We start from the raw sequence: 12,769 nt of genomic DNA, 5'->3' as shown, positions 1-12,769 counted from the left end.
AATAATCAAAGTCTTTACTCCTAAAAAAGCATAAAAAAGCCTCCTTCATTTGAAGTAGGCTTTAATTAAGTATTAATTATATATAGTAATCGAAGTGGAAACTAATCCAGCATAGTCTGTTCTGGCCGAATCTGTATAAAGGTTGGCGTCCATTGTGGTCAATAAACGCCCACTAGGAGCAAATGCATCAATTAGAAATGATTTAATTGGAGTATTGTAACTAAAATAGCCTAATTGATAAATATCACTTGTAGGAAAAGCTTTATAGTATAATCTGCTGCACTTGCCGTTAGATTGAATTTGGTAATCTACAGTTGTAGCACCCGTTGTGTATGTATAAGCATCAGTGCCAATCCTTACTTTGCAATCTATTCCTGCATCAGTAACTGATTTCCAAGGACTCCAATTGACAATTGTTGAGGCCTCTGCTGATTCACTAATAGAAAATAGTGAACCTATTCCAATTAATGAGGCTAATGCTAATGTTTTGAGTTTTTTCATGTTGATCCTCCGTTTCAGTATTAGATATTAGTTTGAACACAGAGAATATAATAATCTTATTCTCTTAAAATCCCAAAATGTGTATGGAAGCATATAGTTGACTCCAATTACACAAATCTAGTTAATAGGCTTAATTATTATAATTTTTACTTGGTTTCATTCTTTTAGGAATAGTTTATGGTTCTATTATTATTACCAGCCACCTGGTCCTGACCACATTGCACACAAAAGATGCAAAAAGCTCTGTATACAGACTGATGGAATTAGGAGTACACTGGCATGATATCCAGCAGACATTGATTGCGATTTCGGCACAAAGGCTGCTTAAGCTCAAATGTCCGGTCTGTGAATCGGAATGCAGGGGGGAATGCAAAGGCCATGAGGCGTTGAAGCGTGCTTCGGTATATGAAATTGTGACTGGAAGCGCACTCAAGGAGGTCATTAAAGAAGCGAGGGGGGAAGAAGCATATTATCGGTATCCTACTCTTCGTACGTTGATTAACAAGGGGGTGGCATTGGGATTTGTTCCAGAAACTGAGTTCAGGAAATGGATTCATGAAGAAAACGGATGATCAAGGGAAGTTTCTGAAACGGACAGGGGATCTTCTCGTGAAAGGATACACATTCTCTGAAGCGATTGATTTTTTACTAGTGCCGGGTCGGCACGGTCCTAAGAAATTAAAGGAGAGGATCACCCAGTCTCTGCAAAAAGGCGAATCCCTTTCATCCATCTTTGACCGACAGTTAAAAATGCCTAAACAGGTATCCGCGCAAATCTACTTTGCTGAACATCATGGCCAGATGGGTACGACGCTGATCGAAGCCGGTAATTACCTTCTCAAGAAGAATGAAGAGAAGCAGAAGTTTCTGAGAGTCATTCAATATCCTGTCTTTCTGGTGCTGGCGGCCATTATGCTGATGGTGCTCCTTCACAGGATCCTGTTTCCCCGCTTTCAAGCTTTATACAGCACACTGGGATCCGATCAGTCAGACAGCATGAATATTCTGCTGCGGTTTATTGAAAGCTTTCCTACTTATTTTTTTGCGTTTATATTGATCCTCGTAATCTCAACTCCATTCCTTTACTTCTTCAAAAATAAATTATTTCAAGTGAGACATATCGTTTTCCTGACAAAGTTTCCGTTGTTGTCATTTTTCATCAAGCAGGGGCACACTCATTTTTTTGCGAGGGAGCTTAGTTTTCTCCTTAAGAACGGAGTATCCATCACGGAGTCCTTAACCATCATTGAAAAGCAGTCATACCGCCCTGCTCTTCAATATATCTCCAAAAGACTTCTCAAAGGATTGAAGGAAGGAAGGCAGCTTCACGATTGCACTGCAGAATTATCACTTTTTCAGGAAGAGTTTTCATATGTGGTGGCTCATGGTCAAAAGAACGGGAAGCTGGCCGATGAATTGAAACTGTACAGCGATATTTGCTTCGGAGAACTTGAAGAGAAAGGAAATCAATTACTGAAGTACATCCAGCCAACGATTTTTGCCTTCGTCGGACTGTTCATCATGGCCATCTATTTTTCAATCATGATGCCATTATTCCAAATGATGCAAGGTATTTAACATAAACATAAGGGAGGTACATTATGCTGAAAAATGAAAAAGGGTTTACGATGATTGAGATGATGATTGTCCTGCTTGTCATTTCGGTCCTGTTATTTGTTACAATTCCAAATGTCACCAGTCAAAGTAACAAGATTAACTCAAAAGGATGTGAAGCGTTCATTCATATGGTTGAAGGGCAGGTGGAAGCGTATAAAATGGATGGAAATACGGAACCTGTCAGCATGGCTGCATTAGTCTCTAATGAGTATATAAAATCAGAGTACCAAAAATGTCCCGATGGGAGCACACTTACAATCGATGCAGAAGGGAACGTGGTCGAAGAAGGTGTGGCGAATTAATAAACTTCTTTATACACAGAGCGGTTATAGTTTCATAGAAATGTTTCTAGTCTTACTTATATTCTCAACCCTGGTAACGTTTGCTGCTTATTCAACTGAACCACTGAAAGATCAAAATGAGAAACGTTTATTCATTTCTCAACTCCAATCGGATCTCTATTGGATTCAAAGCCACAGTATTTTCTCACAATCTTCCCTCACTTTAGTCTTTTATCCATACGCCAACAAGTACATTGCGAAAGATTATTACGGGACGACGCTGGTTTCCAGGGAACTTCCAGACAGCATTAAGCTTTCAGAACTTAACAGGTTGAATGAGATAGTGTTTAACTCGTCAGGGAATACAAATCGATTCGGTCCAGTTTATTTTAATAGCAAAGACTCTACCATAAAACTCACATTCCAAATCGGACAAGGAAGATTTTATGTACAGGAACTCTAAGGGGTTTTCATTGGCTGAGAGTTTGGTCGCTTTCAGCTGTTTTATGATGATAATGGCTTTTTTCCTTCCCTTTTGCATCCGGATGGTGGTTACTCTTCAGGATAAACAACAAAGGGTGGAAGCGTTGAAATTTCTGCATGAAGGAATGGAGCGGGCGATTGTAACGAATGACTTCAATCCTCAGACCCGAACGTTCGAAGGTATCGTTTACACTTTCAGCTGGGAAGAAGCGCGCAGTGAAAACGCCTGTGTCTCTTATACAAAGGGGGGTGAGTCTCATGAAGTTTGTGCTTCTGAATAACAGGGGCTTTACGCTCTTGGATGCCCTTCTGTCTTTTGTGGTATTCTCTATCATTTCACTTAGCTTCCCGATGATTATGAAGGGGATGGAAACAATTAAAACGGACAGCGTCCCGCCCCGTTACTATGAATGGAATTTGTTTAGCGAAAACTTGGGAAATGAGATGTGGGCCAGCGGGAATATACTGATCTCACCGGATCAGATTTCGTTTGTTAAAGAGGGGGAGAGGATCACTTATGAAAGGTACCAAAACTCCATCAGGCGGAGAGTGAATGAAAGGGGGCATGAGGTGGTGCTGCAATCGATTCATTCGCTTACTTTTTCTGAATTGCCTCAAGGTGTAAAAGTGGAAGTGGATTTTGAAAGAGGGGAGTGGATGGAAAGTGAGTTTTATTATTTTTATAAGGAAAGAATTCCGGAAGCTCCTGAGTGATGATGGATTTTTATTGCCTTATTCACTCATGCTCTTAGTCCTTGTAATGACGACGGGGATTGCTTCGACAAGCCTGTTTCTAAGTAAACATCACTATTTAAACAATATGGGGAAAGTATACGAAAGAAAGGTGAGCGTTGCACACGGCGTGCTGCTTGCCATTGAACGCAGTTCTCCGGGTACGTTTAAGCAGGAAGGAGCTTTTGGTCAAACCGAAACGAAGACTACGATGTTGAGTGAAGAGGATATGGTGATGGAAATAACATATCAATCTCATGAGAAAGTGTTTCAGCCAGTCTCGGTTGTGTATAATAAGGAAACAAAACATATTATAGATTGGAAGTAGTTATTGATGGCTATATTTTTGATAGGCTTTATGGGAGCGGGTAAGACGACGGTTGGTAAAAGACTTGGCGAAATTCAGAAACTCCAGGTCATCGATATCGATGAATACATTGAAGAAAAAACAGGCAGCTTGATCAAAGATATGTTCAAGGAATATGGCGAAAATCACTTCCGGACCCTTGAATCAGCAGCTTTGAAAGAATTGATGGAGAAGGAAGCTGTGATTACAACCGGTGGAGGAATCGTTGAAAGAAAGGAAAATATAGAGCTTCTTGCACAAGAGAGAAACGTCTTCCATCTATTCTGTTCCTTTGATGTTTTATGGGGGCGGCTTGAGGGGGACAGCAATCGGCCGCTTGTACAAAAAAATTCAGTAGATGGCTTATCTAAGCTCTACGGGCGCCGTTTGCCCCTATACAGAAGTGTCAGTACGATGGAAATTGACACCACCAATAAATCAATTGATGAAATCATAAGTGAGCTGGGACAAAAAATCTCCACTGATTAGATTAAGACACGGTGGATATACTGATAAAACGGAAGGTGGTGCGTTTATGTCAGTGAATGATTACGTGAAATTTATAACTCAAACATTTGTCAAGCATTATGAAAAATCACCTCATGAACGAAAATCGTTAAAATATCAACGGAAAAATGAGCGACCGCCATTTTTGTTCAGGTGGTTTGGAATTTTGCCTTATGCCTTCATGGTATTATTTAAGAAGAATAAAAAATAGAAACCGCTTCTGTCGATAGCAGGGCGGTTTCCTTTCATTTATACTAGTGGGATTGCTGTAAGTAGAATATCCCTCCATTGATGATATCAATAGAGATTTTTGGTTCATACTGTTCTTTCAATGCCTGCCTTTCCATTTGATAAGATTCAGGCTTCTCCTCATGATCCCCGTAGAAATGATTTAACAGCTGTAAATCTTCATCCCATTTTTTCCGTGCCTCATCTGCCCATTCAAATGATTCCTTTTCGATCCCTTGCAGCAGGTAACTCTGAATGCGGTTTATGCCACTTTTAGGTTTAATAATCGGTGTCAATGTAAAGGAGAAATCAGGAATTTTAGGGGTCAGCTTTTTGGTTAATAGAAAATTGTGAAAGTCTTCTTGGATGTTTCCGTTGATCAGGTTAATGCCGATGCTCCGGATGTTGTCTTTTTTCAGGTGCGTCACATGAGATATCTTTATGTTCAGCCCAAGCCATGGATGAAGCGGTACTTGCTGCCCATTGAAATTCATCCGCTCTTCGTAGAGACGTATGTAGCCTGCAAGATTTCTTGTAGAACGGAATATTTGATGCAGACGGGGAGAGCCGAAATGTATCAGCTCTCCTTTAAAATCTTCTGCTGCCTTTTCACCATCCGTCACTAAAGAGAGCGTCATCGGGTTGGGGATACCGCCTGTCTTCTCAAGATAATGCCAGTAAAACGGCCGGTTCATTAGTTCTTTATCCAAATCGATCGTCAATTGGACGGTCATATGACCATCCCCGTTCGAAACCAGGTCGCATCCGTTCGCTGTAAAATAGCGTTCAAGAAATTGATGAATTTCGTGTTGCTGCATTTGCTCGTTCCTCCTTTAGTTCTTCTGCAAATTGGATCATGCTTGTGAGGTTATCCATTTTTATTTTCAGCTCACCCTCTGTACGGGATGAAGAGAGGATATCTGTCACATGTTCTTCAAAATCTGCGAAATCCAGACGTGTCAGGATCTCATCGAGCTGGCCGATCACTCTTTCGAATAGGTTTATTTTTTCATATAACAGCTTTAAAATATGTTCTTCCACTGTATCTCTGGTGGCGAAATTATAGATATGCACATCCTCGGTCTGACCCAAACGGTGTACTCGCCCGATTCTCTGTTCCAGCCGCATCGGGTTCCAGGGCAAGTCGAAGTTTATGACATGATGACAAAATTGAAGATTAATCCCTTCTCCACCGGCCTCAGTTGCAATTAACACTTGGGCGTGGTTCTGAAACAACTGGCGCATCCAATCTTTTTTACCGCGTTTAAATCCTCCCCTGAACGGTACAGACGAAATGCCATGCTGCTTTAAAAACCATTGCAGGTATAATTGTGTCGCACGGTATTCAGTGAAGATAATGACCTTATCATTAATTTGCTGAATCAATTCCAATGCTTTCTGCGCTTTTGAATTCGTCGTCACGTTTTCGACTTTTTTCATTAGTGCTGCAATCGTATTCTCAAATGCAGCAGAAGGATCTTCTTTTTTCTCCAACATGTTTTTAAGCGTAAAAAAAACTGATTCCCTGCTGCTGCAGGCTTCCCGCTGCAAAGTAAGGAGAGAAAATGAACTGGATGTGACCCACTCGTCATAACTGCCTTTTAACATATTGATACTATTGTATAAATCCCGTTCCGGTTCATTGAAATCGATTAGGATCGTTTTAACGTGACGTTTTGTCCATTCGATACCTGTATCGCTCCTTCTATTGCGGATCATGACTTTATTGATGAGGTGGTTCAGGTTTTCATCGTCATGAACCGTTCTGTCCCCCTTTTTGTAACGATCGGTAAAACCTGTTTCATTTCCCAGATGTCCGGGTTTTAAGAGAGAGACAAGGTGGAATATTTCTTCTATCCGGTTTTGGATAGGGGTGGCTGTGAGTAATAGACAGAACTTTTTCTTCAGGTTCTGGACAAATTCATAGTTTTTGGTTTTGTGATTTTTCAGTTTGTGAGCTTCGTCTATGATGACGAGATCATAGTCCTGTTCGTATACTTTTTCCCGGTGCGGGCTCCTTTTGGCTGTATCCATGGATGAAACGACAATATCACATTGATCCCAGACATAGCTTTTACGCTGCGGGACAGCCGGGATGAAGAATTTACTGTTTAATTCAAAGGCCCATTGAGAGACCAATGAAGCGGGGACAAGGATCAAGACTTTTTTCACCAGTCCGCGTATCATATATTCTTTCAATACGAGACCTGCTTCGATGGTCTTTCCAAGACCGACTTCATCTGCGAGAATTGCTTTGCCATTCATTGTTTCCACTACCTGTCTGGCTGCTTCGAGCTGATGGGGCAGCGGGGTGACATTTGCCAAATGTTTTGGTGCCTGCAGCCCTTCAAAGTTCGGAATTGCCAGATGCTGCTCACTTTCCACTGCAAGCTTATACAGCTCCCAATTCCCCCAGGGACCGTCATTATTTATTAATGTCTCCAGACCTTCGCCCCACTCCTCGTTAAATAGAACATCAACATTCATGTGAAAAACATCTCCTTATTTCATAGAAAAATGATTGCCGGGAACTAATAGTTAATGGTAGGATGAAAGTAGATTACCTAATGTTTTGAAAACTATAATAATCCGAACATTCACATCGATTACATTTCAACTCTATATACTTCTAGTATGACCAAATGTTACAAGGAATATTGGCGAATGATAGCAAGGGGAGAGACTGTGATTTACAGCGCCGAAGGAGCAAACATCTATTGTGTGAATCTCTCAGGCAAAAAGACTCTTGCTGGACGCAGCTCTGGAGAGTGTTTCCAATTGGAAACCACCAAAGGGGAAAGCCGTTTTACCGGTAAACTTTCAGGTGAAAGGACAGAGAAACTTCTTTTGAAAAAGGGGTTTTTCTGTCCTTTTTTCATGCGCTGCGGCGGGAGTTGTATGTTCTTTGGCTAAAGATTTGGAGCGGGAAGATAACAGATTGAAAGACTTGATGAAAATAAGGGGGAAGTCTAATGGCAGATTTAAAGCAAACACCTCTATACGAAGTGTACAAAGAATATGGAGGAAAAACGATCGACTTCGGAGGCTGGGCTTTACCGGTTCAATTCTCAAGTATTAAAGAGGAGCACGAAGCAGTCAGAACCCGTGCTGGGCTTTTTGATGTGTCTCATATGGGAGAAATAGAAGTCAAGGGCGAAGATGCTCTGGCATACTTACAAAAAATGATGACCAATGATGTGTCCAAAATCAAGGACGGCGGTGCTCAATACACGGCCATGTGCTACGATGACGGAGGTACAGTGGACGACCTGCTGGTCTATAAAATAAAAGATAACGACTATTTATTGGTCGTCAATGCAGCGAACATCGATAAAGATTACGAATGGCTCAAGCAGCACGGTACAGATGGTGTTGAAATCAACAATATCTCGGAACATATGGCTCAGTTGGCATTGCAGGGGCCGCTTGCTGAAGGAATCCTGCAGAGACTTACAGACAATCTTTCTTTAAGTGACATAGGATTCTTTAAATTTCAGACCGAAGTGAATATCAATGGAAGGCACGCCCTTGTGTCCCGCACCGGCTATACAGGCGAGGATGGTTTTGAAATCTACTGTAACGCAAATGATGCGGCGGGAATATGGAAAGATATTTTGAAAGAAGGCGAACAGGATGGGGTGCTGCCTTGTGGTCTGGGTGCGAGGGATACTCTCCGCTTCGAAGCGAACCTTGCATTATACGGACAGGAACTTTCAAAATCCATTACGCCGATCGAAGCTGGAATCGGATTTGCTGTTAAAGTGAACAAAGATACTCCATTTATAGGTCAGGAGGTCCTCAAACAACAAAAAGAGGACGGGGCTTCGAGGAAAATTGCCGGAATTGAAATGGTCGACCGGGGAATACCGCGACACGGGTATAAAGTTTTTTCTGGCGAAGAAGAAATCGGGGAAGTGACAACGGGTACTCAATCTCCAACATTAAAGAAAAATGTCGGGCTTGCTCTAATGAGAAAAGAATTTACTTCATTGGATACAGAAGTCCAGGTGGAAATCAGAGGAAAAAAAGTAAACGCAAAAGTAGTTCCGACACCATTTTATAAGAGAACAAATTAATAGGGAGGAATGACGGTCATGAAGCATCGTTATTTACCGATGACAGAGCAAGATCAACGGGAAATGTTAGACAGCATTGGAGTAAAAAGCATCGACGATTTATTTGAAGATATTCCTGAGAAAGTTCGCTTCAAAGGTGAATACAACATCAAATCTGCGAAGTCAGAAACAGGTCTGGTAAAAGAATTGACTGAAATGGCTGCAAAAAATGCTGATTTGAAAAGTCATACATCCTTCCTTGGAGCAGGCGTATATGACCATTATGCACCGATCATCGTAGATCACGTCTTATCACGTTCAGAGTTTTATACGGCTTACACACCGTATCAGCCTGAAATATCACAAGGTGAACTTCAAGCGATCTTTGAATTCCAGACGATGATTTGCGAGCTGACGGGTATGGATGTTGCTAATTCATCCATGTACGATGGGGGTACGGCATTGGCCGAGGCGGCAATGCTGAGTGCAGGTCAGACCCGGCGCAAGAAGGTCCTTGTCTCAAGTACTGTTCATCCTGAATCACGTGATGTATTGAAGATGTACGCGAAAGGGCAGTACATCGATGTCGTGGAAATCCCGCATACCAACGGGGTGACCGATGTGGAAGAGCTCAAGAAGTTATTGAGCAGTGAAATCGCAGCCGTGATCGTCCAATATCCCAACTTCTTTGGGAGAGTCGAAGAATTAAAGGCGATTGAAGAAGTGACTCACAGTGAGAAAGCTATGTTTGTCGTGTCTTCGAATCCACTTGCTCTGGGTGCCCTGACACCTCCGGGTGAACTTGGTGCCGACATTGTTGTCGGAGACGCACAGCCGTTTGGGATCCCAAGTGCTTTCGGGGGACCTCACTGCGGGTATTTTGCAGTAAGTAAAAAATTGATGCGTAAAGTGCCTGGCCGTCTGGTCGGTCAAACGGTCGATGAAGAAGGACGAAGAGGGTTTGTTTTAACACTGCAGGCACGTGAGCAGCATATCCGCCGTGACAAAGCAACTTCCAACATCTGTTCAAACCAGGCCTTGAATGCACTGGCAGCTTCTGTGGCCATGACTGCATTAGGTAAACAGGGTGTCAAAGAGATGGCGATGCAAAACATCCGAAAAGCACACTATACAAAAGAAGCATTAAAGGCGAATGGTTTTTCCATCGCATTTGAAGGACCTTCTTTCAATGAGTTCGTCGTAAAAGTGAACGGACCGGTGAAAGAAATCAATAGAAAGCTGTTAGAAAAAGGAATCATCGGGGGCTATGATTTGGGGCTGACTGATGAAAACCTGCATAATCATATGTTAGTTGCCGTTACTGAACTTCGCAGCAAAGAAGAAATTGATGCATTTGCGAAAGAATTGGGGGATTGTCATGAATAACAAACAAGATCAGCCTCTTATCTTTGAATTATCGAAAGAAGGACGGGTTGGTTACAGCCTGCCTGAACTGGATGTACCGGAAGTAGATGTAACAGAATTAATCCCTGCTGAATATGTACGTACGGAAGAGCCGGAGTTGCCGGAAGTATCTGAATTGGATATCATGCGTCATTATACAGCACTATCCAAACGGAACCACGGTGTGGATTCAGGCTTCTATCCACTGGGATCCTGTACGATGAAATATAACCCCAAGGTGAACGAAAACGTCGCGAGGTTGAATGGATTCGCACATATTAATCCACTTCAGGAACCTGAAAGTGTCCAAGGAGCACTAGAGTTGATGTATGATCTTCAGGAACACCTGAAAGAAATTACGGGCATGGATGAAGTGACCCTCCAGCCTGCTGCCGGTGCACATGGTGAATGGACAGGTCTGATGATGATCCGTGCATATCATGAAGCAAACGGCGATACGAAACGTACAAAAGTCATCGTTCCCGATTCCGCACATGGTACCAATCCGGCAAGCGCTACCGTTGCAGGCTTTGAAACCATAACAGTGAAATCGGATGATAATGGTCTGGTCGATTTAGAGGATTTGAAGCGTGTTGTGGGAAATGACACTGCAGCACTCATGCTGACGAATCCCAACACTCTGGGATTATTTGAAGAAAATATACTTGAAATGGCTGCAATCATCCATGAGGCAGGCGGAAAGCTGTACTATGATGGTGCAAACCTGAATGCTGTATTATCCAAAGCAAGACCTGGTGATATGGGATTTGACGTCGTTCATTTGAATCTTCATAAGACCTTTACGGGTCCTCATGGAGGCGGGGGGCCTGGGAGCGGTCCGGTCGGGGTGAAAGAAGACCTGATCCGTTATCTGCCAAAACCGGTACTTGTGAAAAATGGCGATCAGTTTGAATTTGACTACAATCGCCCCGATTCAATCGGCCGTGTGAAACCTTACTATGGAAACTTCGGTATCAATGTTCGCGCGTATACGTATATCCGTACGATGGGGCCGGATGGACTGAAGGCCGTGACAGAAAATGCAGTCCTTAACGCAAACTATATGATGAGAAGACTGGCTCCGCATTTTGATCTTCCGTATGACAGACATTGTAAGCATGAATTCGTCATCAGCGGGAAGCGTCAGAAGAAGCTGGGCGTACGCACACTTGATATTGCGAAAAGACTGCTTGACTTTGGTTATCACCCGCCAACCATCTACTTCCCGTTGAACGTAGAAGAGTGTATGATGATCGAACCGACTGAAACTGAGTCTAAAGAAACACTCGATTCGTTCATCGATGCCATGATCCAGATAGCAAAAGAAGCAGAAGAAACACCTGAAATTGTTCAGGAAGCACCGCACACCACCGTTGTTAAACGAATGGACGAAACCCTTGCAGCAAGAAAGCCGATCCTCCGGTATTCTCCGGAAGCTACACTTTAAAACGTTGAGGGATTGTGCTTCAGCAGGTAAAAGGAATTAAAAAAAGGATTGCCGTTTTGGCAATCCTTTTAAATTTTGATAAGAAAGTTTTGTCCAGCAGCTTCAGCGCCTGGCGCCTTAAGATTTTTCTGTCGGGCGTTCAAAAAGGAGCTTCTGCTATTCTTTTTATTTCTTATGCTTGATTTTACCTGTCCACTTTTTGAACCCGCCTTTTAGCTGGTGAAGATCCCGGTAGCCTTTACGGCGCAGCATCTGGGCTGCACGGGCACTTCTCATGCCGCTCTGGCAGTACAAATATACAGGCTGATCATTGCGAATTTCTTTTTGTCTCATTTTCAATTGGGAAAGAGGGATATTGCGGGCACCAAGGATATGACCATTGTCAAACTCATTTGATTCCCGTACATCGATCAGCTGGGCTTTTCGGTAACCAGCTTTAAACTCGTCCTCTGTTAATGTGTTGACCACTCTCTTTTGATTGAAGTAAGTAAAAAGCGAATAAGCGATAATTCCGCCAAGTACTACTAATAGAATAAACAAACCATCCATCTTGCTTTCATGCTCCTTTCTGCAAATGCACTAACTACTATTATATTCATGATTTACCGGAGAATCAAAAGAAATTTACTATTTGCTGAAAAGAGTTTCCAATCTGTTTTTCTTTGTTTTTGGATAAGGATTTGGTAGACTAGTAACGAATTGAATACATAGTGATGATAAAAGCTGATAAATAAAAGAGGTATGTCATATGTCAAAAGAAACATGGAGATTCATCGACTCCGGCAATTGTTCCCCTTCATATAATATGGCGCTGGATGAAGCGCTGCTGGATTGGCACAGTGAAGGGAAGATCCCGCCGACCATCCGTTTTTACGGATGGGACCCTGCTACATTGTCAGTCGGCTATTTCCAAAAGGTGGAAAAAGAAATCAATATGGACGCAGTAAAAGAACACGGATTAGGTTTTGTAAGGCGCCCGACAGGCGGGAGAGGAGTTCTGCACGATGATGAACTGACTTACAGTGTCATCGTCTCTGAAGACCATCCAGAAATGCCAAAAACCGTAACGGAAGCATACAGAGTCATTTCAGAAGGGATATTGAAAGGTTTCCAGGGGCTTGGACTCGAGGCCTACTTTGCCGTTCCGAAAACGGCAGAAGAACGGGAA

At 42.5% G+C, this 12,769-nt stretch carries 17 protein-coding genes and 2 riboswitches; of the genes, 13 read left to right on the top strand and 4 right to left on the bottom strand.

The genetic code is table 11. The features are described from left to right. Positions 1-72 precede the first annotated feature (72 nt). Complete coding sequence (gene yqgA / locus HP456_RS12485; protein WP_172251536.1) at positions 73-501, bottom strand: cell wall-binding protein YqgA; 429 nt, start codon at positions 499-501, stop codon at positions 73-75. Between the two features lie 158 nt (positions 502-659). Between yqgA and HP456_RS12480 the strand changes: the two genes are divergently transcribed. Genes HP456_RS12480 through HP456_RS12440 form a run of 9 tightly spaced genes read left to right on the top strand, consistent with a single transcriptional unit; the run spans position 660 to position 4,678 of the window. Then, positions 660-1,073: an ATPase, T2SS/T4P/T4SS family gene (locus HP456_RS12480; RefSeq protein ID WP_312857758.1), complete on the top strand. Its 414-nt coding sequence runs from the start codon at positions 660-662 to the stop codon at positions 1,071-1,073. Next, positions 1,057-2,079, top strand: a complete 1,023-nt coding sequence (comGB, locus tag HP456_RS12475; protein ID WP_172251532.1) for a competence type IV pilus assembly protein ComGB — start codon at positions 1,057-1,059, stop codon at positions 2,077-2,079. The genes HP456_RS12480 and comGB overlap by 17 nt, the downstream gene beginning before the upstream one ends. 23 nt (positions 2,080-2,102) lie before the next feature. Continuing rightward, positions 2,103-2,420: a competence type IV pilus major pilin ComGC gene (comGC, locus tag HP456_RS12470; protein WP_172251530.1), complete on the top strand. Its 318-nt coding sequence runs from the start codon at positions 2,103-2,105 to the stop codon at positions 2,418-2,420. Next, positions 2,380-2,862, top strand: a complete 483-nt coding sequence (gene comGD / locus HP456_RS12465; RefSeq protein WP_172251528.1) for a competence type IV pilus minor pilin ComGD — start codon at positions 2,380-2,382, stop codon at positions 2,860-2,862. The genes comGC and comGD overlap by 41 nt, the downstream gene beginning before the upstream one ends. A 10-nt stretch (positions 2,863-2,872) precedes the next feature. Continuing rightward, the gene (locus HP456_RS12460; protein ID WP_172251526.1) at positions 2,873-3,163 is read left to right on the top strand and encodes a hypothetical protein; all 291 of its coding nucleotides are present in this window, start codon (positions 2,873-2,875) and stop codon (positions 3,161-3,163) included. Then, complete coding sequence (gene comGF / locus HP456_RS12455) at positions 3,141-3,596, top strand: competence type IV pilus minor pilin ComGF (RefSeq protein ID WP_172251524.1); 456 nt, start codon at positions 3,141-3,143, stop codon at positions 3,594-3,596. The genes HP456_RS12460 and comGF overlap by 23 nt, the downstream gene beginning before the upstream one ends. Next, entirely contained in the window at positions 3,547-3,942 is a 396-nt protein-coding gene (locus tag HP456_RS12450; protein ID WP_172251522.1) for a hypothetical protein, read from the top strand. Before comGF ends, HP456_RS12450 begins: the two co-directional genes overlap by 50 nt. Before the next feature lie 6 nt (positions 3,943-3,948). Continuing rightward, positions 3,949-4,449, top strand: a complete 501-nt coding sequence (locus tag HP456_RS12445) for a shikimate kinase (RefSeq protein WP_172251520.1) — start codon at positions 3,949-3,951, stop codon at positions 4,447-4,449. A 46-nt stretch (positions 4,450-4,495) separates the two neighbouring features. After that, a complete protein-coding gene (locus HP456_RS12440; RefSeq protein WP_172251518.1) occupies positions 4,496-4,678 on the top strand; it encodes a YqzE family protein in 183 nt (60 codons plus the stop codon). Between the two features lie 43 nt (positions 4,679-4,721). Here the strand turns inward: HP456_RS12440 and HP456_RS12435 are convergent, their stop codons facing one another. Beyond that, positions 4,722-5,513, bottom strand: coding sequence for a YqhG family protein (locus HP456_RS12435; RefSeq protein WP_172251516.1), 792 nt, complete (start codon positions 5,511-5,513; stop codon positions 4,722-4,724). Then, a complete protein-coding gene (locus HP456_RS12430; RefSeq protein ID WP_172251514.1) occupies positions 5,482-7,182 on the bottom strand; it encodes a DEAD/DEAH box helicase in 1,701 nt (566 codons plus the stop codon). Before HP456_RS12430 ends, HP456_RS12435 begins: the two co-directional genes overlap by 32 nt. Positions 7,183-7,359: 177 nt before the next feature. Beyond that, positions 7,360-7,451: riboswitch (glycine riboswitch) on the top strand. A 3-nt stretch (positions 7,452-7,454) separates the two neighbouring features. Beyond that, a riboswitch (glycine riboswitch) is annotated at positions 7,455-7,533 on the top strand. 134 nt (positions 7,534-7,667) lie between these two features. On the opposite strand from HP456_RS12430, the gene gcvT reads away from it, so the two are divergent. The 3 genes from gcvT to gcvPB are packed head-to-tail and all read left to right on the top strand — an operon-like array spanning position 7,668 to position 11,601. Beyond that, a complete protein-coding gene (gcvT, locus tag HP456_RS12425) occupies positions 7,668-8,771 on the top strand; it encodes a glycine cleavage system aminomethyltransferase GcvT (protein ID WP_172251512.1) in 1,104 nt (367 codons plus the stop codon). A gap of 18 nt (positions 8,772-8,789) precedes the next feature. Next, positions 8,790-10,136, top strand: coding sequence for an aminomethyl-transferring glycine dehydrogenase subunit GcvPA (gcvPA, locus tag HP456_RS12420; RefSeq protein WP_172251510.1), 1,347 nt, complete (start codon positions 8,790-8,792; stop codon positions 10,134-10,136). Next, positions 10,129-11,601, top strand: coding sequence for an aminomethyl-transferring glycine dehydrogenase subunit GcvPB (gene gcvPB / locus HP456_RS12415; protein ID WP_172251508.1), 1,473 nt, complete (start codon positions 10,129-10,131; stop codon positions 11,599-11,601). Before gcvPA ends, gcvPB begins: the two co-directional genes overlap by 8 nt. Positions 11,602-11,766: 165 nt before the next feature. On the opposite strand, the gene HP456_RS12410 is transcribed toward gcvPB, so the two are convergent. After that, the gene (locus HP456_RS12410) at positions 11,767-12,150 is read right to left on the bottom strand and encodes a rhodanese-like domain-containing protein (protein WP_172251506.1); all 384 of its coding nucleotides are present in this window, start codon (positions 12,148-12,150) and stop codon (positions 11,767-11,769) included. A 199-nt stretch (positions 12,151-12,349) separates the two neighbouring features. On the opposite strand from HP456_RS12410, the gene HP456_RS12405 reads away from it, so the two are divergent. Next, positions 12,350-12,769, top strand: a 420-nt coding sequence (locus tag HP456_RS12405) for a lipoate--protein ligase family protein (protein WP_172251504.1), incomplete at its 3' end; no start/stop codon positions are given.

The sequence above is a fragment of the Bacillus haikouensis genome, from assembly GCF_013179555.1.
In the GTDB taxonomy this organism is placed as follows: domain Bacteria; phylum Bacillota; class Bacilli; order Bacillales; family Bacillaceae_B; genus Rossellomorea; species Rossellomorea haikouensis_A.
This window is presented reverse-complemented; position numbering and strand designations above follow the sequence as displayed.